We start from the raw sequence: 21,329 nt of genomic DNA on the forward strand, positions 1-21,329 counted from the left end.
ATAAGACGTAAACGAACGAATTCATTATTTTATTTGGAGGGATTATTATGAGTGTTGAACCACGTATACTACCAGAATTAAGAGAGGTTTATTCACAATTTCCTGGGTTTGAATTGGAGAAGAATTTAGAGTGGAGCAGGAGCTTAGTGTCAGCTGCATCCGTGGAAGGATCAGAGCATGTAAACACAACCAGGCGCAAAATCCCGAGGGATGGAGGCGAGATGCTGGTGAAAATTTATGAGCCTGCCGGGCGAACGAATGACTTGTTACCTGCCATGCTATGGATTCACGGGGGAGGATATGTGTTAGGACATCCGGATATGGACGACGAATTATGCGAACGTTTTGTTCAGACAGCTGAATGTATAGTCGTATCGGTTGATTATAGGCTTGCTCCCGAGCACCCTTATCCGGCGGCGATCGAAGATTGTTATGCTGGATTGGTATGGATGACGGAGGAGGCAGCCTTGCTTGGCATTGATGTGGATCGGGTTGCAATTGCCGGTGCTAGCGGTGGCGGCGGACTGACAGCAGCACTCGCGCTGATGGCGCGTGATAAAGGAGGACCGTCTCTTATTTTCCAAATGCCATTATACCCGATGCTTGACAACCGTAACATCACACCGTCCAGTCATGAGATTACGGAAGCAGGTGCAATCTGGAACCGAACAGACAACATAGCAGCTTGGAACATGTACCTGGGCAAGGAGAGCGATGTCAGAGGAGAATCTACTTATGCAATACCCTCGAGAGCGGAGAACTTGGCAGGTTTGCCGCCAGCCTATACTTGTATAGGTCAGCTCGATCTATTCCGAGACGAGACAATGGAGTATGTGGCACAACTTGCACAAGCAGGTGTAGATGTTGAATTCCACCTGTATCCCGGTTGTTTTCACCTTTTCGAAATTTTCGCTCCAGAAACAGAAGTGAGTCAGCGCGCTGTTCAGGGCTATATGGATGCGATGGCCCGGGCACTTCATCCTAGCTAATTATAGGGACTAAAATAAACTGCGAATACGCAGAAAAAGTTGAATGGTTATTTAAGTAGAGACACGTGATTATTCGGGAAAGATTCATAAAAAAGATGAGGTTGTTGATTTTAAAAACAGCCTCATCTTTTGTTATATATTATTGATTTCAAAAAAGGCTTAAATTACTATCGTATTGTTCATTGGAAGCTTATTTCTTCAATTTTTATTTACATGATGCAAAACAGTTTAAATATTGATAGGGTAGGCTTATATATTTGTAGACAGCTTGATCCAAATTATATCTAGTGATAAGGAGAATACAACATGTGGGATAAGATTAAGGGTGGGCTTTACGGCTTATTGATTGGAGATGCTCTTGGTGTCCCCTATGAATTCAGATCAGCGGAGCAGCTCCCACCTCTGGAGCAGATTGAGTTTACTCCTCCTGTGGGCTTTCAGCCCACCTACCGAGATGTTCCTGCCGGCACCTGGTCGGATGATGGTGCGCAGGCACTATGTCTGCTGGAGAGTCTGATCGATAAAGGTACACTGGAGCTAACTGATTTTGCTGACAAATTGGTCGACTGGTATCATGAAGGTAGATGGGCAGTAGCCCAACAAGTTTTTGATGTTGGAATACAAACCAGTCGTACGTTGTCTACTTATTACCAAGGAATGTCCCCTTACGAGAGTGGCAATACAGTTCCTGATGGGAAAGGGAATGGGGCGCTAATGCGCGTGCTACCACTTGCCTTGTGGCACAAAGGAACAGATAAACAACTCGTTCAGGATGCACATACTCAATGCCTTGTAACTCATGCACATATCTGTAATCAGGTATGTTGTGCCTTCTATGTGTTAATTGCACGTGAACTGTTGCAAGAGCAAGACTTCAATCTGTGCTACCGAACTGCTCTTAGCAAGCTTCGAACGATCTACCAGCAGATGCCTGAGCATGAACGGGAGCTCGAAGAGAACATTCATCCAGATAAAATATTCTATGGCGAAGGATCTGGTTATGTCGTAGATTCCTTGTTCAGTGCGTGTATGATCCTCCAAACCTGCACTTCCTACGAAGATGCCGTCAAACGAGCAGTTGCCTTAGGCAACGACACGGATACAACGGCCTGTATCACAGGTGGTCTTGCCGGAATCCGATATGGCTATGAGCATATCCCTCAGCGCTGGATCAACCAGCTGCGAGAGGCAGATCTGGTTGATCAACTGCTTCTCCGTCTTCAAACTGCATGAGGTGTACTAAGTTCTATTAGCATTAACAATGAGGAGGAGTGGGAATGAACGCAGCAGTACAGAGGTTTTTAGACGATGTGTGGAGCGAGATGTTAACCATATACAACAAAGAGACTATAAGAATAAATGAATTCATAGGAAATCGTCCGCTCCAGGCAGGGATAAAGGATTATCTTCAGGTAGCTTGGCGTGACGGAAAAATACATATTGATGTTGAAGAACCGTTTGATTGGACAGACAGCTCTTATAAAATCGAAGCAGGTCCTTATATCGCCGAACTCACGGATGAATTAATTAGATCTGAACTTTACCCGGCTTTATGCAAGAGAGTGGAGGAGCTTTTTTTATCAGAGAAGTTAGGTCCTCGTTTTTTTGATTACCGATTCCAGATCGTACTTTCCTTTGAAATGGAGGACGAAGACTTAACACTTTGCGTGCATCTGGTTAACGAAGAGAAGCTGAACGAACTCCGCAAATCATTACAGAAGTTTATAACATCCAAAATCATGTCTGATCTTCCCGTATTGCCGAGTGTTGATGACCAGTTTTTCTTTTCTCATCACTTGATGAACCCTGATCTTATGAAGCAAGAAGAAAATGCAGTTGGCCCATTAATTGAGCATTTATCCGACAAGCTCAGAAGTAATAGGCGACGCTTAGACGAATGGACTGGCCAGTATACTTTGGCTATGGATAATTGGATTCAAAATATTTTTCTTCCACGCTATTTTGTGCGTACAGGCAGCTTTAGAATGGATTGGATACCTAAAGAGGATATGGCGCTTATGGATCCGAATGCAGATCAACTTTCCTTTTTTGTATATGCCGCTCTGCAAATTGGAAAAACGAAACCGGACATCCGGGAACAATATTTGAAACTAGCTGTCCAGCTTGGTTCAAAACACGCAGCGGAGTATATCCAGGGGGGAAGCGGGAAATTCACTCCAGTATATAAAGGGACCCGTGTTGAAGTTGATAATAATGATGTAACGCAGAGCATTGAAGTCCGGATTTTGAACGAGGAGGAAGCAGCTTATGGAGAAGCATTGGATCACATTACCCAATTGCTGCAGCAGGGATTCCCGAAGGAATATAACCTGAAGCTGAAAAGCAAACAAAAGAACTATCTTCCTCTAAAAAAAATGGCTAAATCAGGTCTTCATCAGTTTTTTGCTGGTGCACTAGCATATCCGTCTCTTTTTCCTAAGCTGGCTGCGTATGCGGATATCGCTATGGAGCCCTATGCGTGGTACAAGGACACGGAACCGGGTGAAAAGTCGGTCATGCCTGGTACCTATGCTGTACTCGGATTAGGATTATATAGCAAGAAATATTTCTCACTCGTCTCTCGTTATATGGAGATGGTAGATTCGGAGCACCAAATGATACAGGATAGTTATGCGGAGACCTTTATTGATACGCACGGTGTGGAGGCTGAGCTTATGCCAGTTCTAGTCGACATTCTGCTAGCAGGAAATGAGGAAGCAAGATCTGTCAAAAACTTCGGGATCGATCGGGTCGAGCTTGCAGAAGCGCTGCTTCAAGAGCTGTCGCCTTAAGAAATATATGAACGGGAGCAGGTTCTATACCGGATATTCGGAAGCCGTGCAAAGCTGGAAAAATCCGTGAAGTCAGAGCAGACGGAACTTGAGCTTAGAGTTATTCTATCGGAGCTACTGACTCTTATAAGTTGATGACGATATATAAAAATGGAATTCCCTATTGGTTCGGGCAGGAAGAAGAAGATGATGTTTTTATTGTGGCTTCAGTGGAGCCAAGTGGTTTATCATTTTATGCACAGATGAGTAATAGTGATTGGAGTTCTTGGATAGAGAGATTTAAATTGGAGGCGACAAAAGTATTAGGATTTGATGTTGGTGAACCCGAAGACGGGGTTTATGTAATGAAGTGCACAATTTAATTGTGGGGATGATTTCGTGTTTACTGAAATGGTAACTCAGTATTTACCTCTTCTCTTAGAAAAAGAGGGTGATTATTTATTTGAGTAGAAAGACGGAATAGTAAACCTTAAAAAACAGTCCACCTATTGGTACGTTAGTTGAACAAGATTAGAGGAAATCCCTTTTAATAGGGGTTTCTTTTTATTTTTACAAATTTAAAGTTAGTTCTGTTGAGAAGCCTTAAATAAGTACCTGTCTGTGGAAATAGGAAAAATTTGCTTGCCCTTCGCAGAATTTTCTGTTACTTTTGATAGTAACAATATGTTATTATCAAAACGATACTAAGTACAACTAATTTTTTTCGCTCTATGAATGAGTGGAAAAAGCGGAGGGATGCAAGATGAAAAAGGTGGCGGCTAACTGGAATCTGTTCGAAATTACGTGGTTGATACTATTTACCTCAATCGCTGTCGGGTTTACAGTGATTACAAAGGACTCTTTATTCGGATTCACGGTATTTATTACTGGGGTGTTATGCGTGGTGCTTGCAGCGAAGGGCAACCTGATGAGCTATGTTTTCGGCATGTACAATACCATCGGTTATGCTTATTTGGCCTATATTAACGGTTTGTTTGGAGAGGTTTTGCTGAATCTGCTATTCTTTGTTCCAATGAATGTTATTGGCTTCTACATGTGGAAAAATAATCGCCAAAAAGACGGTAGACTGACCATGCGGCAGATGGATCTTAGAAGACTGCTCCTCGTTGGGATGGTCTGTGTAATCGGCTGTTTGCTGCTCGGATTTGGGCTTTCGTTCATTCCGGGACAGAATTCGCCTTACATTGATGCCACTACAACGGTGCTGTCTGTTGTGGCGACCTTCTTAATGGTTAGAAGATTCAAGGAACAATGGCTGGTCTATATCGTGCTAAATCTCTTTACGGTGCTGCTGTGGGCGATTCGCATGCTGGAGGGCAGCGGGGAAGGCCTACTGATGATCGTGATGTGGAGCGCGTATCTGGTCAACGCAGTTTACGGGTACTATATTTGGAATAAAGGGGCGAAGGAGGTGGCGGCATGAACACGCTTGGACTAACACTGGGGAAGTTTGCCCCGCTGCATAAAGGCCATCAGTTCATGATTGAAACGGCGCTACAAGAGGTCGATGAATTGATCCTAGTCATTTACGAAACGACAGTCACTCCGATCCCGCTTCATGTCCGGGCAAATTGGATTCGCAGGCTCTATCCGGAAGTCCGGGTAATCGAAGCTTGGGATGGTCCGGATGGATATTCGGATGACAGGGAGCATGAGGTTCGGGAAGAACAGTATATACTCGGTTTGCTGAACGGAGAGCAAGTAACGCATTTTTACTCGAGCGAATTCTACGGCAAACATATGAGTCTCGCTTTGGGTGCAATAGACCGGCGGGTGGATGAAGCCCGAGAGCGGGTCCCGATCTCAGCGACGATGGTCCGTTCCAATCCATATCAGTACAGGGAGTTCGTAAGTGATATCGTGTACCGGGATTTGATCACGAAATTGGTATTCGTTGGAGCGATGTCAACGGGTAAGTCGACGATCACCGAAGCACTGGCACAGCGATATTGCACAACGTTCGCAAGCGAATACGGACGCGATTATTGGACCGAACATCAGGTGGACCGCCGAATCGGCTTGGAAGCGTTCGATGAAATCGCGGTGGGTCATATCGAGCGCGAAGAACAGGCAATGCTTGCGGCGAACCGGGTTCTGTTCGTCGATACCAATGCGATCACGACGTATATGTTCGCCCTAGATTACCACGGCCGGGCCCCCGAGCTGTTAACCCGGATCGCTCTGGAGAACGCGCAACGTTATGATCTGTTCTTCTTATGCGCTGACGATATTCCTTACGACGATACGTGGGACCGCAGCGGGGATCAGAAGCGGCATGTCTTTCATAAACAGATTATCGCGGATTTAAAGGAGCGGCGGATCCCCTATATTACGCTGCGGGGGAGCCTGGAGGAACGTATACGCAAGGTAGATGAAGTGTTGGCAAAGTTCGAGCCCTACGGGAATTATTTCGGAGAGCTGAACGGTTAAATCAAATATAAAGGAGGCATACCCACTTGGATTTGTTGGATAAGGATGGACTTACGGAATCTGAATTTTTGAAGCAATACAAGGCAGGCGATTACGAGCGTCCTTCAGTGACAACGGATATGGTTATCTTCACTGTGACGGAAGACGAGGCTGACAGTTATCGCAAACTACCGGGAAAAGAGCTACGCGTCCTACTAATTCGCCGGGGGGCTCACCCCTTCCTGGGCAAATGGGCGCTGCCTGGCGGTTTTGTCCGGCCGAATGAGACGACTGAGCAGGCAGCAGTAAGGGAACTATGCGAGGAAACCGGCGTGGAAGATGTTTATCTGGAGCAGCTGTATACGTTCAGTGATATCGGGCGCGACCCACGAACCTGGGTAATAAGCTGCAGCTATATGGCTCTGATTAACAGCGACAAGTTGGAGTTAAAGGCAGGAGATGATGCAGCAGACGCCGCCTGGTTCAAGGTATCCTATCGGCCGCTGCGGGAGCAAAAAGAGCTGTTTGAGGACGGATACATCAAGACGCTGGAGTACGAACTCAAACTAAGCAGTGAAGAAGAAGAACTTTCGGCGGTCGTGGCGAGGACTATGACAGCGAAGACTACATCGACTGGCACGGATTATGAGATCGTATCGAATGACGGATTGGCCTTCGACCATGCGAAGATCATAGCATGCGCTATTGATCGGTTACGGGGAAAAGTGAATTACACCGATATTGCACTGCACTTGATGCCGAAGCTTTTTACCTTGACGGAACTGCAGCAGGTTTATGAGGTAATTATGGATAAAGAGCTGTTGAAGGCGGCCTTCCGGCGTAAAGTAGCCGATCTTGTAGTGGAGACCGATCATTATACCGAAAATGCGGGGCATAGACCATCCCGCTTATATCGGAGAAATTTGGAGGGTTAACGATGATTTACAATATCGATGAGTTAAGAAAAGCATATAACGAGGGGAAAAAGTTCAAATTCGTGTTTTTTTGGGGACATACACCGCCTAAGGACGGGAGCGTTGATAAAAGCTGCTTCAGCCAATGGTGGCTGTGCACGTTCACGGTAGAGGGAACGCAGTACTCATGTGCCGAGCAGTTTATGATGGCCGAGAAGGCAAGGTTGTTCGGCGATGACGAAATGCTGGAGTCCATCCTTAAAGCTAAGCATCCAAAGGAGATGAAGGCTTTTGGACGTGCGGTCCAGAACTTTGACAAAGATATTTGGGATAAGGAATGTTACAGCATCGTCAAAAGAGCCAGCTTGGCCAAATTTTCGCAGAATCCGAAGCTTAACGATTATCTTAACTCCACGAAGAACCGCATCCTCGTCGAGGCTAGCCCGCGGGACCGTATTTGGGGGATCGGCATGGGCCAGTCCAATCCGGATGCGGAGAATCCCATGAAATGGCGGGGCAGAAATCTGCTGGGGTTCGCACTGACGGAAGCGCGGGACGAGTTGCTGCGGAGTTAGATTTATACAAGATTAAATTAATGGACTTGAGGAAATCAATGACAGGATGAGGGATGACCGTGAAATATACCGATTATATCTGCCTGAAAACAGGAAGATACCAATCAGTAGGAAAGTTTGGCGATAATATTTATGCATATGAGGTCCTTACGGGGGTAACCGACTCCCCGGAGTACCATCAAATTTCTAAGGCGGAATTCGATTCTTTTGAAACTTGGAGCCAAGAGTACATTTCGGATCTTAAAAAAATGTATGAAATCATTAACCGTCCCGTTATCTGCAGCGGCTACTTAGGGAGAGCGGAACTTGATCCTTCACTGCTTCGGAATATTTAGCTGTAAATAATATCTTCTACTGAGAGTATAGAAACGATTCTTCGCTCAGAGGACAAGAACATAGTCTCACTGGATGCCGCGCTGTGCGCGGCTTTTTTTATCGGTACAAGTTCTTGTCTTTTGTTTAGGGCAAGAACTTGTCCCCAATGTCACTTAATGATGATATACTTACCTCATTAATTATGATATTGATAATCAATATCAATTGAATTGATAGGTGATATATAAATTGCAAAAGGTGAGATGAAGGAGCGCAGATAGATGCAAGACGAAGCAGCAGCAAGTCAGGTATTTACACCGGAGATGATCGATACGATGGCCCACATTTGGACACGTTCGATCATTACATTAATAGATGTACGTTTTCAGAATGTAGCGTCCCAATACCCGTTGGAGCAGTATAAAATGCCTAGTAGCATGTTTATCTATGCATGTGGAGGAGAAGCACAAATTCAACTGAATGAAACCACATTTGGAATGGAACGCTTTGGTTTAGTTCACGGAGGGAAGGGGAGCCTGCTCAGTATTTCGCCTAAAGGGGAGAATGTGAAGACCTTTATGGTATTTTATAAAGCAGAATTACCTCTTTTTTTCAAGAGGCACCTGCAGCAATTACTCGAGGAAGTAAATCCATTTGTTCAACAGTATGGTTATACACCAAGTAATCCTATCTTGCTACTCGATTGGTTTCAACAGATGATGAATGGCTGGAACCGCGGCAAAGCGATGGATCAGCTGCAGGCCAAAAGTTTTCTATATCAATTGATACATGGGGTGTACAGAGATTTTGAGAGTGGGGAGATTCGGTATCTCCAGCCAGATCCAGCCTGTTCTGCCAAGATATATCTCGATAAACATTACATGCGGCCGATTATGTTCCAAGAAATTGCCGATATGTTTGGGATCAGTGGCGGGCAATTGACGCGGCTGTTCAAAAAAAAGGAAGGCATCAGCTTACAGGAGTACCTCATTCAGAGAAGGATTGAAGCTGCCTGCCATGACTTGAAACATACAGAAGCAACCATTAAAGAGATCGCAACAGGATCTGGTTTTGCAGATGAGAAAAATTTGTTTCGGATGTTTAAGAAGTATTACAAGATGACGCCAAGTGATTATCGGAAAATAAACGCACTATCTATGCAGGTTGATGGTATTGATAATGATTCTCATTTTCTTTACTATGAGAGGGAACTAGCGGGTCTAGTCCAGTCTTATAGAGAAGGGGAATCAACCATGTTTGGAAAAGTAAGAAGTAAAGAAATGATCTTGGCGGCGACGATGAGCTTGATGCTGTTATTGTCGGCATGTGCGTCGGGAACGCCATCGAATAACGGGGGAACGGTGAATTCAAACCCTGCGCAGACACAACAGACGACACAACCGGAAGCTTCAGAAGCAGTCTCGCAGACGAGAACGATTTCCACAGTAAAGGGTGACGTTAAGGTACCGAACAACCCTCAGCGTGTTGTAGTCGATTATTTGGTTGGTGATGTGGTGGCCCTAGGTGTAACTCCTTTAGGGGTGGCGAGAGCGGCAAGGGACGGGAAAGAGGCTGTTTTTGCTAACCAGATTACAGACTCTATTAAAATAGCTATGGAGCCGGAAGATGTCATGACTCTTGAGCCTGATCTGATCATTTTAGCATGGGGCGATGAAAATTATGAAGATTTATCCAAAATTGCCCCGACAATTTATGTCCCTTATGGTGATATGACTACAGAAGAGCGGATACATTTTATTGGTGATGTTTTGAACAAGCAGGAAGAGGCTAAGGCTGTTCTGAGTGCTTATGCCGGAAAAATAGAAGAAGCGAAGCTAGCCCTTCAGAATGCAGGTCTTTCAGACGTGACGATTACTATGGGGGAATTCAGTGATAAAAGTAACTACATCGCTGGAGCCAAGCATGCGGTTGGCGAGCTTGTTTATAATGGACTTAAAATGAAGGCACCTTCAAAAGTTCAAACTGATATTATTGACACAGATAAATATTGGGGAGATATCTCTATGGAGGTCTTGGCTGCTTACATAGGGGATTATCTAATCGCTATAGGAGATACGGAAGTCCCTACTGATAATGCGGTCTGGAAATCGCTACCTGCTGTGCAACATAATCGGATCATATCGGTGGGTACATCGCTATCTTGGTCCACGGATATAATGACTTCCAGTGCATTGATTGATCATATTGTAAATCAATTGCTGGCTATGGCTAGATAAGGATTTTGACGAGGTAAAAAGAAGTACTCCAATTTGTAAATATGACTATCAGTAGGTAAGGAAAGGAAAGCGTAATGAAAAACAAGCCTGAACAAAAACGCCGTGGGGCGGTGAATTTCACCATGTACATGGTGGTAGGGCTTGGATTAACGGTTCTCATGTCGGCGGCGTCGATTAGCTTCGGCGCCGCCGACATGAGGTTAGCGACTGCATGGGAGGCTATTTTCCGATTTGATCCAACGCTCACTGAGCATCAAATTATACAAACCCTACGTCTTCCGCGTACCGTAGCCGATCTGATCGTCGGATGCAGCCTTGCGGTATGTGGGGCTATTATGCAGGGAACGACGCGAAATCCGCTGGCTGACTCCGGGCTGATGGGCATCAGCTCTGGTGCAGCATTCGCGATTGCTCTTTGCCTGGCCTTTCTGCCGGGTTATTCGTATGGGCATATGATGCTGTTTGCTTGTCTGGGAGCAGCACTCGCGACCGGGATCACTTACTTCATCGCGTCACTGGGCAAGCGCGGGATGACGCCTCAGCGGCTGGTACTGGCAGGACTGTCCATCTCTATGCTATTTGGCGCACTCAGTCAGTATTTAGCGATCAATTATAATCTGGGTCGAGCATTAGCATTCTGGACGGCAGGCAGTACAGCGGGGGTCAAGTGGGGGGAATTGCTGATCATCTCACCGCTATTTGTTGGTGGTGTACTGCTGGCGCTGGCGCTATCTCCTTCTGTTACACTGCTCAGTTTGGGGGATGATGTGGCAAGTGGACTCGGTATTCGTAGCGGACTGGTCAAAGGTTTATCGACGATTATCGTGCTCGTGCTGACTGGATTAGCTGTTGTCTTAGTTGGTCCGATCGGGTTTGTTGGTCTGATTACCCCACATATTGTGCGATACATGGTCGGTGTCGACTATCGTTACATTATTCCGGCAGTTGCACTATATGGTGCGTTGCTGACCGTGTCGGCCGATCTGGCTGGCCGCTTGATCAATAAGCCGTTCGAAACACCGATTGGTATTATATTTTCTATCATTGGTGTGCCGTACTTTCTCTTCCTGGCTCGCAAGCAAAGGAGGGAATCTGAATGATCAAGCAGCGTTATACGGTGCAAAGGGGCATTATCGTCAATATAGTGCTTATGGTGCTCATCCTTATTTTTGCTGTCATTAGCATGAATTCTGGCAAAATGAATCTTTCACCGCTAGAAGTGCTGAATGTTCTCCTCGGAAACGGTACAGATAAGCAAAATCTGATCGTGTTCGATTTTCGCCTGCCACGAATCACACTGTCGATCTTGGTAGGTCTGGGAATGGGAGCGGCTGGGGTCGTGATGCAGAGTTTGCTGCGTAATGACATGGCTAGTCCAGGGACGCTGGGGATTAGTTCGGGATCGGGTTTGTTTGTCCTGTTCTTCGTCGTATTCATCGCATCGACAGGAAAGGGCTCCTTTATTGCCCTACCACTACTGGCCTTTGTTGGCGGATTATTGGCGGCGGGATTGATCTTCTTATTATCGTATCGCCGTGGGCGAGATATTTCGCCAATCGGTTTGATCTTAACCGGGGTCGCACTCGGAAGCGGGTATGAAGCGCTGACCACCTTCCTGACTCTCAAGCTGAATGATTCGCAGATGGATTTCATGCTGCATTGGCTGGCGGGAAGCTTATGGGGCGCTGATTGGCGTTATATTTCCGTACTGGCACCATGGGTCTTGATTTTACTCGGCTATATTTTCTACAAGTCTCGCATACTCAACACCCTCCATCTGGGCAATCAGACGGCAGAAGGGCTGGGTCTTGCCGTGAAGCGGCAGTTTTTGGGGTTGTCGGTCGCTGCGGTTGCTTTATCCTCTGGCAGTGTGGCCGTGGGCGGAAGCTTCTTTTTCGTTGGCTTGATCGCTCCGCATGTGGCAAGAAAACTGGTCGGGCCCGATCACAAATTGCTCGTTCCGGCTGCCAGCCTGACCGGAGGATTAGTCGTGGTGCTGGCTGACACGATTACGCGCACGGTTAGCTTGGGGGGAGATGTGCCGACGGGAATCGTCATTACGGTCATCAGTGTTCCGTACTTTCTTTATTTACTATCGAAGGCCAATTAGGAGGACGTCATGGAAAGTATTACAGCGCAACAAATCGATATTGCCTATAATGACACGCTTATCGTAAAAGAACTGAACTTGCAGATTCCGCGTGGACAGATTACCTCGATTATTGGTCCCAATGGATGCGGCAAATCAACCGTACTAAAGGCAGTCGGTCGGTTGCTCAAGACGAATAATGGTACGGTTTATCTGAATGGCGCCGATATCCGTACGCTGTCCACCAAGGAAGTGGCCAAGCAGATGGCGATTCTGCCGCAGACGCCGACCGCACCGAGCGGTTTGACGGTCGGTCAATTAATCGCCTATGGGCGTTTTCCACATCAACGGGGCTTCGGCAAGCTCTCCAAAGAGGATAAGCAAGTAGTAGCCTGGGCCCTATCGGTTACACAGCTTACAGCGTTTGAGCATCGTGAGGTCGATACGCTATCTGGCGGTCAGCGTCAGCGCGTATGGATTGCGATGGCGCTCGCCCAGCAAACCGATCTGATCCTGCTGGATGAACCCACAACCTATCTGGACCTGGCGCATCAGCTTGAAGTGCTGGAACTGCTCTATGAACTAAATCGCAGTCAACAGGTGACGATTGTGATGGTGCTGCATGACCTGAATCTGGCAGCACGCTTCTCCGACTATATGGTGGCGATTCGTGAGGGTCAGGTGGTGGAGCATGGTTCGCCAGAGCGTGTAATGACGGTACGGACGCTGCGTGAGGTATTTGCCATTGATGCCGAGATTATGCTGGAACCACGAACAGGGCGACCGGTGTATGTGACGTACGAGCTCTTGCGTGATAATCGTAGAGAACAAGGTGTGGATCAAGGATTCCCAAAAGCTAAGGAACAGAAGGAGGCGATTGCCACTTGAAAATCGCATAGCGTGTCCTCCTAGGCGCACGGAAATACTGGTGCAGTTAGGCATTGGATTTGCCGGTGTCATGATAGCCACGATTCAACGCGTATAGCCTTTGGTGTAGCTTCCACAAGCAACTAACTCCATGAAAGTGGGCTAAGGCTTGTTGCAGAGGGGAGAGATAATAATAAATAACAACATATCCTAAATTCACAGCCGCAGGTAACTAGCTTGCGGGCTTTTTTTATTATTCGGAGCACTAGATTACGTGATTAATTTGAGAGAACCAGTATATATAACTCTAAATGAAGCAAGGAGGACTATTGAAGGTATCAGAGGAATGCGCAACAAGCAGATTGCCCGGAAACTGCAGATGGGGACCGCAACACAGCAGTTGAGAAGATCAGCTGGTTCAGACTCAGGCGCACAATCACAATAGAATCTAAACGTGGCTGAAATCTTGGAACAGATGTATCACACGGTGAAGACAAATCGGGCTGAACCGTACCATAAATAGGGTGAAAAGTTGAGTTGAAGGTTGAAGCTTTAATGCTAAATATATCAGGAATAGTTCTCCATCATTTGATATAAATAATTTCGAAAGTCTTCAACATAGGTTTTGGGCTCTACAACTTTTAGATGAGTGCCGAAGCTTGCTAAAAGTTGAAATCCCATACGATTTTGTGGGACATAAATGGTTGCTAATAAAAATCCAGAATTATGGTCTTCAATACTTCTTCGACCATACCTTTCGATGATTTGATCTTTTATGCTAGGCGATATCCAGGCCTTAATCGTGACGAATTCAGGTAGATAATTTGCTTCGTGTACTTGCTCTGACCAATCGTCTCTAGGATGAAACGCGCGTTCATCCATAGTAATATGATCGATCCGAGATAACTTGAAAGTTCGATATCCCTGTCGATGTAAACAGAATCCTTTCAAGTACCAACTCGATTCGCTAAAATGCAGCTCATAGGGCTCGACCATTCTATTCGTTACAGCCCCGTCCTTATCTGTATAATCAAACGAAACCAGCCTCTTTTTTGAAATGGATTCTTGATATGTCTTTAAGGTTTCAAGAATCTCGGACCGACCTTCCCAATCATAAAACGACAGTTGAATGGAACGATTTAGAGACAATGGACTAACCATTGCCTCTATTTTTTTTATCGTTCTTTCAACTTCTTCAGTACGGAGGATTTGTTCCAATCCGCCGAGCGCAGTTAATATATTCTGTAAATCGGAGCTGCTTAAAAGGCGTTTATCAACCTTGTATTCATCCATTATGCCGTAGCCCCCTTTGACCCCATTGACAGAGTAGATCGGGATGTTCGATAAGCTCAATGTTTCCATATCGCGAAGGATCGTTCTTTTGGAGACATTGAATAGTTGTGAGAATTCCGTTGTAGAAACAACCTCTTTTTTCAGCAATATCATGATAATCGAAATGAGTCTCTCCACTTTGTCCATAATTGCCCTCTTTTTTTACATGATTTCAGAAAGGTGACACCTAGATGTCACCTTTTATTCATTATACTACAAGTATCACAAGAAGGAGGTTTTAATTCAATGTTTAATCCAACCGATTTTCCCAAGCCCACCCTTATTTCAGCCAACGGTGTGGAACTCGAAGTGTTTGAAGCAGGCCGAGAAAACGCAGGAAAACCTATTGTACTCTGCCACGGCTGGCCAGAGCATGCCTTTTCTTGGCGCCATCAGATGGACGCACTTGCCGCAGCGGGCTACCATGCCATCGTCCCCAACCAGCGGGGTTACGGCAACTCATCCCGTCCGACCGAAGTAACAGACTATGACATTGAACACTTGTCGGGTGATCTCATCGCGCTTCTCGATCACTATGGATACGAGGACGCTACCTTTGTCGGTCATGACTGGGGTGCATTCGTCGTTTGGGGACTGACCTTGTTGCATCCAAACCGCGTCAATAAAGTGATAAATCTGAGCTTGCCTTACCAAGAGCGCGGAGAAAAACCCTGGATCGAGTTCATGGAAGAAATACTTGGCGGCGATTTCTATTTCGTCCACTTCAATCGACAGCCAGGCGTCGCGGACGCCGTATTCGAAGACAATACATACAGGTTCCTTCGCAACCTGTACCGGAAGAGCGAGCCTCTCAGAGCACCTGAGCCAGGTATGGCGTTGATCAATCTCGCCAGAGCAGAAACACCGCTCGGTGAGCCCGTATTGAGCGAAAGCGAGCTGGCCGTTTACGTCTCCGCTTTTGAAACATCAGGGTTCACGGGCAGCATAAATTGGTACAGGAACCTTGACCGCAACTGGCGCTTATTGGCGAAAGTGAACCCAATCATCCAGCAGCCGACCCTCATGATCTACGGCGACCGGGATGTGGTTGCGAAGTCTGAAAACCTGACAAAGTTCGTGCCCAATGTGGAAGTGGTCAATCTGGATTGCGGTCATTGGATCCAGGAAGAAAAGCCGGAAGAAACAAACCAAGCGATTTTAAAATGGCTGGAACAATGGGAGATGTAGTTTTTTTCAACAACCAAGAAGAGTTTAACGATTGGTTAGAAGAACATCATGCTGAAGCTAGTGAAATTTGGGTGGGCTATTTTGGGATAAGTACAGGTCGTGCAAGCCTTACTTGGTCTGCATCAGTAGATGCCGCTCTTTGTTTTGGGTGGATTGACGGTATACGAAAAACCATTGATAAACAAAGCTATAAGATTCGCTTTACTCCGCGCAAAGTAAATAGTGTATGGAGTGCTGTGAACGTAAAGAAGGTAAAAGCACTAATACAGTTTGGAAAGATGAGACCAGAAGGAATGCACGTCTTTAACAACAGAACCGATGCACAAGGCTATTCCTCTGAACAAAGAAACGTGGAACTTGCCAAAGAATATGAAGAACAAATCAAGGCAAATCAAACAGCCTGGCTATTCTTCACTAATTTATCACCATCCTATAAAAGAGATTCAATCTGGTGGGTAATGAGCGCCAAGAAAGAAGAAACACGATTAAGAAGGCTTGGAATATTGATCGCTTCATCTGAAGAAGGGCTAAAATTTCAACATTGCAAAAAATATATTACAGAATAAGGAAATATAAATAACAAAAGAATGGTTAAAAGGATTTTTGGTACTGCATAAATCTGGGTCTATTGTTTCCCTGATCTATAGGAGAGAGGAGCTACTGTATTTCTCAATCAATTAGGGTTTAATTCTCATCAAAAGTCAGAACGTTTTAAATGCGAGGCATAAATCAAATCGCTAAATGAAGAAGGGATGAAACAGCTCATCCAAAATCGCAACCCCCTTCATTTTCATGGTACAGCCGACCCTCATGATCTATGGTGACCGGGATACGGTCCAGAGGTCTGAAAACCTGACAAAGTTCGTGCCTAATGCAGAAGTGGTCAATCTGGATTGCGGTCATTGGATCCAGCAAGAAAAGCCGGAAGAAACAAACCAAGCGATTTTGAGATGGCTGGAAGAGCAGAATGATGCTGAATAGAGTCGCTTAGCAAGCAAAACTTAGAAAAACAATAAGGACACCCAAACAGGCAAGGTCATTAAGTTAAGCTCAAAGGTAAGAACGGGAATAAAAATGGAATTCAAAACGGCATGGGAAAGCCCCGTGCCGATCGCTGTCAATACGAGTCCTGAATGAACTTCATTAACAATCTCTTGAATTTCAAGTACTGTCCATGGAGATGTCTCGTCCTCGCTCAATGCATAATCAACATAGGTTAAGTTCGACGGAGTAACATCTGTTACTCCAGTAGTGTCAAATATTGAGTGGTCAGGCGCATCGCCAGCTTGCTGAACGTAGTAAGCATTAATCGTATCCAACGCGGCTTGTGGAGACAATGGTGCAGGTGTTTGTGTAGGTGTCTGCGTTCTATAGATGTTACGCTGAACCGTACCATTAAATAGGGTGAAAATTAGTTGTGAATGAAGTTTATATAGAGATAAAATTAACCCCTAAGATGACTCTTAGTTTTTTTCATATGACTTAATACAACAATATTTACAAATTCATGATACGATATTGCTAAATCGGGAGATAGATGCTCCATATTTAAGATAGAATTAATTATTGATAGAACTGTTGAAGATGAATCATAACAAAATGATTGATGATCAACGAAGAATGTTTACTGAAACTATTATGACTCTGTAGAATGGGGGCCACTATATGTCATTAGCTAATAAAAAAGAAGAGTGTTTCCTTATCGAGACATTAAAATCGCATATACCAAATGTAGAGGAATTACTGAATCCAGCAGTTGAGGAATCAGAAATAGATCTTTTCGAGAGCATGATGAACTGCAAATTTCCAGAAGATTTCAGAAAGTTATACATGAATTCTAATGGAGAAGGAGAGCAGATTTTTGGCGTTATGGCTGGTCTTGGTTGGATGAACATTGAATCGATAGTAAGCAACTGGAAGTCCCTTTTAGAATCAGCTTATGATATTATATCCAGCAAATCAGATGTAATAAAAGACGGGAACTACAGAGAAGGCTGGATTCCTTTTGCTGAAGATGGTGGTGGCTCATTTTTGGCAATAGATTTAGACCCCGGAGAAAAGGGCGTTTATGGGCAAATTATCACGATAGATCATAATTCTCATTTTTCCTATGTTATTGCAGAAAGTTTGGGACATTTCTTTGAATTTATCGATTCGAGCCTCAGAAATAGTAGTATTGGTATTCGTGAAGAAGAAGATGTAATCATATTATCCCGTGAAAGTGGAAGTTTGTTAGATGATATTTTGGCTTTGACTAATTTGAATATCGAAGAGAACAGCCTTATCCCTGTAAGCGGATTTTGGGAAGAGTATTTTAAAGACGATGTTGAAAGTGGTTTTGTATCTTCAAAAACATTGAAAAAAAAGAGAATGGTATTTATTAGAGTTGATCAAGCTCAAAAATACGGAGCAATATCTTTGGATATTTTAACCCATATGGTTAATCTTAAAGAACTTATTATACATGCGGATGAAATTACTAATTTTGATGTACTTCAACGCTTGGCTTCTTTAGCAGAACTTGTGATAGGATCAGAAGCTTTTAAAGAGTCTGATTTGAAGTACTTAGTTTCTTTAGATGGGTTAAGGAAGCTAACATTAATAGGACTTCCATTAAAAGATATACATACACTGAAAGATATAAAGAAATTAAAGAGTTTGAGATTATGTAGAATGAACTCAATTGATAGGGGATTAATAGGAACTATAAAAAATTTGAAGGAACTAAGTTTAGAAGAAATGGAGGTTGGCGACCTGCTTTATATTTCAAACCTTAGTAAGTTAATAAAACTAGAGCTCAAACAAGTGACAATACCACATTTATCATTCTTAAAAGCTTTAAAGAATCTAACGGTTTTTGAGACAGATAGCTGTGCAATAGATGAATCACATATAGAGGTTATAGGAGAATTGAAGAAATTAAAGCAGTTCACTTATCCGGTTGGAGATTTAACAATACTCAAAAATTGTATGAGTCTAAAGCAGATTGGAGTAGATGCATCAAGACTTAAAGGTTTGGAGGAAATTTCAGACTGTAATATAGTCGATATAACTATATTTCATGCAACATCGAAAGAGAACGCGAAGTCCGTAGTTGCGGAGTTTAATAAATACTTTAAACTTCAGTCATATGGATGGCAGGTAACATGGAAAGATTAATGAAGCTTGCCTACACTGAGCTTTATCAAAATAGGGTGAAATTTTTATAAAAGAAAGGAGACAGAGCAAGAAGCAAGAGAAGCAGAAGTGCCCAAGGAAAGGAGGTGGTGCCCCATTGATTCAGAAGGACTCCTCCCAACATCCCGGCGCCGGCGATAGCCAGATTCCAAACCGTTGTATTGATAGGCATCACGATATCCACACCTTGCTTCCCATCAGCCTGAGCAAGTGCTGTCTGCAACAATGTTGCCGCACCACCGAATGTCAGCCCCCACAGCGCAACAGAAATGAAGATAATAGTACCATGCTCACTCCAAAGTCCTAGTACAAGAGATATCAGAGCAAATCCCAATCACCCAGATTCCCACCAGTGCCATAATTCCAAAAACAAGCAGAACCTGTCCGAGATAGGGTTCAAGCCCCATATCATCCAGGAAAGGAGAGATATAGGTGTACAAAATATTATGAGTCAGCATCCAGGCAAGAACCACAACCAAGATAGGAATCACCCCAGGTGTGAGTAAAACTTTGAATACTGAAATTTGTTTATCAGCCGACTGTCCCGGATAATAAAGCAGCGACAGCCCAAGACTTGATAAATAAAGTCTTGGACTGCCGCTGTTCAATTATCATTTCCCGTTAGTTTATTCAAGGATGCTACGAAAAAACTATATATTTAGATTTTCATATTCAGATTAATGCCTGATTGAAGGATTTAATGAAAATAAATTAAAAAATACCATACTATTTTAACAAAAAATTACTGAACATGTATTTCCGATTTGATATCATGTTGACTTAAAAATTTCATTAAATCATTACTCAGCTGTACAATCTCATTGTTAGCATTATTCGCATAATCCGGCAACATCATATCCCTAACCATCTTAGTTCGTAGCCATGTCATAAAGAAAAGATCCAAAAATAAGTTTGGAAATTTAAGCACCATTTTAAGCATTGGAGGATCAATTAAAACACCCGCTTTTTGTATTTCCCTAAGATACGCTTTTAAAGTGACTGTTATTTTGCGTGCCGTCTTTCTGGTTCTGGCTGTTTTTTTGTCAATAATCTTATTCTCAGAATGCAAAAAACTCAACATGGCAATATCTGATACGGAATGTGTGATTAGATACGCTTGCATATCCTTTTTAATAACGTAGGGAAGCTTTGCTGTTTTAAATAGTTTTGCGAGGTTTTCTATACGTTCTGTCACTGCACCATTAATTTCTCCAAATGCAGTTGCCGCTATAAACTTTGGTAGAAATCGCGCATGTAATACTCCATCTTTAATCTGTCCACCGAAGCCGGGAAAAGCTGGTAGAAGTCTATCCCCTACGATATCCAGCCACGAAGAAAATCCAATTGAATTACTAATCATCGTAACTATATTTTTGCTTTGATTATCTTTTAGCGCTAACAATGCTGATTCGGACCGATCATAACGAACAGTAACGAAAATAAAATCGTATACATCGTCATTTTCGAGCGTATCCATGACATTCACTTGTATCGATCTAACTGTACCTTTTTCTATATACTGCAGGCCATTTTCTCTTAATGATGTATATCTATTCGAATGTGCAAACAGGCTAACGTCAAACCCTGCTTCAATAAGCTTTATTGCGTACATGCTCCCGATGACACCTGCACCAAAAATTAAAATTCTATCTTGTTTTGCTGACATATAAACCACCCCTACTTGTTAATATTTCCTTTTGATTATCCGACAACATGTTGTATGATGTGATTATAAATCTTCATTATTCCTTGATCAACCATCAGTTTTTTATGATTTGTCGGATGATATTCTTATTCACTAGTAGGAGGGAAACATGAAAAAGCAACCCCAAATAACGGAGAAAACGAGACAAAAATTTGTAGAAGTTTTTTGTGAGTTGTATAGCCAAAAGCCGATTGAGAAAATTTCGATTCAGGAAATTTCGAATAAGTCAGGATATAACCGCAGCACCTTTTATCAATACTTTACTGACATTTACGAATTGTTAGACTCTGTTGAAAATGACTTATTGAATGACATGAAAAAAGAATTGGCGAATAAAGAGCTATCGAAGGATACGGTTCAAGATACGCTCAATTGTCTGGACAAAAAAGAACATCTCCTGGTTCTTAATGCCCTTTTGGGTGATTATGGAAGTGCCCGTTTTTTAAAACGCTTAAAAAAAGAAATCACTTTGGATCAATTAGAATTAAACGTTCCGCAAAACCAATCCTTAACGCCATACTTCATTGAGTTTTACCTGACAACTGCTCTTTCTTTGTTTCGTCTTTGGCTCCAGCGTCAAAAGGATTTATCGTCAGAAGAATTTTTCAAGTTAGTGGAGAACCTATATTCAAGAGGGATTACGCCTTATTTTAAAGAATGAGTCTGTCATTCAAACCAAATCCATATGTTCTATAACAATAAAAAAGCGCGCATAAGCTTGTTTACACAATATACTCCAT

Annotated in this window: 21 protein-coding genes and 1 pseudogene; 17 read left to right on the top strand and 5 right to left on the bottom strand. The window is 43.7% G+C overall.

All coding sequences use genetic code 11. The features are described 5' to 3' along the window. Window positions 1–47 precede the first annotated feature (47 nt). The 12 genes and pseudogenes from MHB56_RS00345 (at window position 48) to MHB56_RS00400 (ending at window position 13,208) form a co-directional block, all read left to right on the top strand. The gene (locus MHB56_RS00345; protein ID WP_339243601.1) at window positions 48–989 is read left to right on the top strand and encodes an alpha/beta hydrolase; all 942 of its coding nucleotides are present in this window, start codon (window positions 48–50) and stop codon (window positions 987–989) included. Window positions 990–1,295: 306 nt separating this feature from the next. Continuing rightward, complete coding sequence (locus MHB56_RS00350) at window positions 1,296–2,222, top strand: ADP-ribosylglycohydrolase family protein (protein ID WP_341143126.1); 927 nt, start codon at window positions 1,296–1,298, stop codon at window positions 2,220–2,222. A gap of 44 nt (window positions 2,223–2,266) precedes the next feature. Continuing rightward, a pseudogene (locus MHB56_RS00355) lies at window positions 2,267–3,916 on the top strand (DUF6138 family protein). Window positions 3,917–4,523: 607 nt separating this feature from the next. Next, a complete protein-coding gene (gene pnuC, locus MHB56_RS00360) occupies window positions 4,524–5,204 on the top strand; it encodes a nicotinamide riboside transporter PnuC (RefSeq protein WP_248548662.1) in 681 nt (226 codons plus the stop codon). Beyond that, complete coding sequence (locus tag MHB56_RS00365; protein WP_076184878.1) at window positions 5,201–6,211, top strand: AAA family ATPase; 1,011 nt, start codon at window positions 5,201–5,203, stop codon at window positions 6,209–6,211. The genes pnuC and MHB56_RS00365 overlap by 4 nt, the downstream gene beginning before the upstream one ends. A 26-nt stretch (window positions 6,212–6,237) precedes the next feature. Then, window positions 6,238–7,125, top strand: coding sequence for an NUDIX hydrolase (locus MHB56_RS00370; protein ID WP_341143127.1), 888 nt, complete (start codon window positions 6,238–6,240; stop codon window positions 7,123–7,125). A gap of 2 nt (window positions 7,126–7,127) precedes the next feature. Then, window positions 7,128–7,679, top strand: coding sequence for an NADAR family protein (locus tag MHB56_RS00375; protein ID WP_076184876.1), 552 nt, complete (start codon window positions 7,128–7,130; stop codon window positions 7,677–7,679). A gap of 59 nt (window positions 7,680–7,738) precedes the next feature. Beyond that, window positions 7,739–8,014 carry a hypothetical protein gene (locus MHB56_RS00380; protein WP_143763838.1) on the top strand — a complete coding sequence of 92 codons (276 nt, stop codon included), beginning with the start codon at window positions 7,739–7,741 and terminating at the stop codon, window positions 8,012–8,014. A 261-nt stretch (window positions 8,015–8,275) separates the two neighbouring features. Beyond that, window positions 8,276–10,231 carry an AraC family transcriptional regulator gene (locus MHB56_RS00385; protein WP_339187138.1) on the top strand — a complete coding sequence of 652 codons (1,956 nt, stop codon included), beginning with the start codon at window positions 8,276–8,278 and terminating at the stop codon, window positions 10,229–10,231. 74 nt (window positions 10,232–10,305) lie between these two features. Beyond that, window positions 10,306–11,331: a FecCD family ABC transporter permease gene (locus MHB56_RS00390; protein ID WP_076126583.1), complete on the top strand. Its 1,026-nt coding sequence runs from the start codon at window positions 10,306–10,308 to the stop codon at window positions 11,329–11,331. Beyond that, on the top strand, window positions 11,328–12,341 hold the full coding sequence (locus tag MHB56_RS00395) for a FecCD family ABC transporter permease (RefSeq protein ID WP_340393669.1): 1,014 nt from the start codon (window positions 11,328–11,330) through the stop codon (window positions 12,339–12,341). The genes MHB56_RS00390 and MHB56_RS00395 overlap by 4 nt, the downstream gene beginning before the upstream one ends. A gap of 9 nt (window positions 12,342–12,350) precedes the next feature. Then, window positions 12,351–13,208: an ABC transporter ATP-binding protein gene (locus MHB56_RS00400; protein ID WP_076190254.1), complete on the top strand. Its 858-nt coding sequence runs from the start codon at window positions 12,351–12,353 to the stop codon at window positions 13,206–13,208. 546 nt (window positions 13,209–13,754) lie between these two features. Here the strand turns inward: MHB56_RS00400 and MHB56_RS00405 are convergent. Further along, entirely contained in the window at window positions 13,755–14,666 is a 912-nt protein-coding gene (locus MHB56_RS00405) for a helix-turn-helix transcriptional regulator (protein ID WP_076126589.1), read from the bottom strand. Window positions 14,667–14,765: 99 nt separating this feature from the next. Here MHB56_RS00405 and MHB56_RS00410 point away from each other — a divergent pair, with 99 nt between their 5' ends. The 3 genes from MHB56_RS00410 (at window position 14,766) to MHB56_RS00420 (ending at window position 16,688) form a co-directional block, all read left to right on the top strand. Then, window positions 14,766–15,707, top strand: a complete 942-nt coding sequence (locus tag MHB56_RS00410; protein ID WP_340393675.1) for an alpha/beta fold hydrolase — start codon at window positions 14,766–14,768, stop codon at window positions 15,705–15,707. Continuing rightward, window positions 15,683–16,273 carry a YdeI/OmpD-associated family protein gene (locus MHB56_RS00415; protein ID WP_232061375.1) on the top strand — a complete coding sequence of 197 codons (591 nt, stop codon included), beginning with the start codon at window positions 15,683–15,685 and terminating at the stop codon, window positions 16,271–16,273. The genes MHB56_RS00410 and MHB56_RS00415 overlap by 25 nt, the downstream gene beginning before the upstream one ends. Before the next feature lie 244 nt (window positions 16,274–16,517). Beyond that, window positions 16,518–16,688, top strand: a complete 171-nt coding sequence (locus tag MHB56_RS00420; RefSeq protein ID WP_217696906.1) for an alpha/beta fold hydrolase — start codon at window positions 16,518–16,520, stop codon at window positions 16,686–16,688. 20 nt (window positions 16,689–16,708) lie between these two features. Here the strand turns inward: MHB56_RS00420 and MHB56_RS00425 are convergent, their stop codons facing one another. Beyond that, window positions 16,709–17,026 carry a hypothetical protein gene (locus MHB56_RS00425; protein WP_340393680.1) on the bottom strand — a complete coding sequence of 106 codons (318 nt, stop codon included), beginning with the start codon at window positions 17,024–17,026 and terminating at the stop codon, window positions 16,709–16,711. A gap of 346 nt (window positions 17,027–17,372) precedes the next feature. Between MHB56_RS00425 and MHB56_RS00430 the strand changes: the two genes are divergently transcribed. Beyond that, window positions 17,373–18,866, top strand: a complete 1,494-nt coding sequence (locus tag MHB56_RS00430; protein ID WP_341143128.1) for an SMI1/KNR4 family protein — start codon at window positions 17,373–17,375, stop codon at window positions 18,864–18,866. 25 nt (window positions 18,867–18,891) lie between these two features. On the opposite strand, the gene MHB56_RS00435 is transcribed toward MHB56_RS00430, so the two are convergent. The 3 genes from MHB56_RS00435 to MHB56_RS00445 form a co-directional block, all read right to left on the bottom strand. Continuing rightward, window positions 18,892–19,218 carry an MFS transporter gene (locus tag MHB56_RS00435; RefSeq protein ID WP_076184869.1) on the bottom strand — a complete coding sequence of 109 codons (327 nt, stop codon included), beginning with the start codon at window positions 19,216–19,218 and terminating at the stop codon, window positions 18,892–18,894. Next, window positions 19,175–19,492, bottom strand: coding sequence for an MFS transporter (locus MHB56_RS00440; RefSeq protein ID WP_076302984.1), 318 nt, complete (start codon window positions 19,490–19,492; stop codon window positions 19,175–19,177). The genes MHB56_RS00435 and MHB56_RS00440 overlap by 44 nt, the downstream gene beginning before the upstream one ends. A 134-nt stretch (window positions 19,493–19,626) precedes the next feature. Then, window positions 19,627–20,550: a ketopantoate reductase family protein gene (locus MHB56_RS00445; RefSeq protein ID WP_076184868.1), complete on the bottom strand. Its 924-nt coding sequence runs from the start codon at window positions 20,548–20,550 to the stop codon at window positions 19,627–19,629. Between the two features lie 148 nt (window positions 20,551–20,698). Between MHB56_RS00445 and MHB56_RS00450 the strand changes: the two genes are divergently transcribed. Continuing rightward, complete coding sequence (locus MHB56_RS00450; protein ID WP_076184867.1) at window positions 20,699–21,250, top strand: TetR/AcrR family transcriptional regulator; 552 nt, start codon at window positions 20,699–20,701, stop codon at window positions 21,248–21,250. The last annotated feature ends 79 nt before the right edge of the window (window positions 21,251–21,329 follow it).

The sequence above is a fragment of the Paenibacillus sp. FSL H8-0315 genome, from assembly GCF_038005365.1.
In the GTDB taxonomy this organism is placed as follows: Bacteria; Bacillota; Bacilli; order Paenibacillales; family Paenibacillaceae; genus Paenibacillus_AQ; species Paenibacillus_AQ odorifer.

What these genes read in the sequence shown, in the direction of transcription:
- MHB56_RS00385 (WP_339187138.1), top strand. Translation starts at nt 8,276, where the DNA reads ATGCAAGACGAAGCAGCAGCAAGTCAGGTATTTACACCGGAGATGATC.
- pnuC (WP_248548662.1), top strand. Translation starts at nt 4,524, where the DNA reads ATGAAAAAGGTGGCGGCTAACTGGAATCTGTTCGAAATTACGTGGTTG.
- MHB56_RS00430 (WP_341143128.1), top strand. Translation starts at nt 17,373, where the DNA reads ATGTCATTAGCTAATAAAAAAGAAGAGTGTTTCCTTATCGAGACATTA.
- MHB56_RS00445 (WP_076184868.1), bottom strand. Translation starts at nt 20,550, where the DNA reads ATGTCAGCAAAACAAGATAGAATTTTAATTTTTGGTGCAGGTGTCATC.
- MHB56_RS00365 (WP_076184878.1), top strand. Translation starts at nt 5,201, where the DNA reads ATGAACACGCTTGGACTAACACTGGGGAAGTTTGCCCCGCTGCATAAA.
- MHB56_RS00400 (WP_076190254.1), top strand. Translation starts at nt 12,351, where the DNA reads ATGGAAAGTATTACAGCGCAACAAATCGATATTGCCTATAATGACACG.
- MHB56_RS00375 (WP_076184876.1), top strand. Translation starts at nt 7,128, where the DNA reads ATGATTTACAATATCGATGAGTTAAGAAAAGCATATAACGAGGGGAAA.
- MHB56_RS00420 (WP_217696906.1), top strand. Translation starts at nt 16,518, where the DNA reads ATGATCTATGGTGACCGGGATACGGTCCAGAGGTCTGAAAACCTGACA.
- MHB56_RS00415 (WP_232061375.1), top strand. Translation starts at nt 15,683, where the DNA reads ATGGCTGGAACAATGGGAGATGTAGTTTTTTTCAACAACCAAGAAGAG.
- MHB56_RS00450 (WP_076184867.1), top strand. Translation starts at nt 20,699, where the DNA reads ATGAAAAAGCAACCCCAAATAACGGAGAAAACGAGACAAAAATTTGTA.
- MHB56_RS00390 (WP_076126583.1), top strand. Translation starts at nt 10,306, where the DNA reads ATGAAAAACAAGCCTGAACAAAAACGCCGTGGGGCGGTGAATTTCACC.
- MHB56_RS00345 (WP_339243601.1), top strand. Translation starts at nt 48, where the DNA reads ATGAGTGTTGAACCACGTATACTACCAGAATTAAGAGAGGTTTATTCA.
- MHB56_RS00395 (WP_340393669.1), top strand. Translation starts at nt 11,328, where the DNA reads ATGATCAAGCAGCGTTATACGGTGCAAAGGGGCATTATCGTCAATATA.
- MHB56_RS00350 (WP_341143126.1), top strand. Translation starts at nt 1,296, where the DNA reads ATGTGGGATAAGATTAAGGGTGGGCTTTACGGCTTATTGATTGGAGAT.
- MHB56_RS00405 (WP_076126589.1), bottom strand. Translation starts at nt 14,666, where the DNA reads ATGGACAAAGTGGAGAGACTCATTTCGATTATCATGATATTGCTGAAA.
- MHB56_RS00410 (WP_340393675.1), top strand. Translation starts at nt 14,766, where the DNA reads ATGTTTAATCCAACCGATTTTCCCAAGCCCACCCTTATTTCAGCCAAC.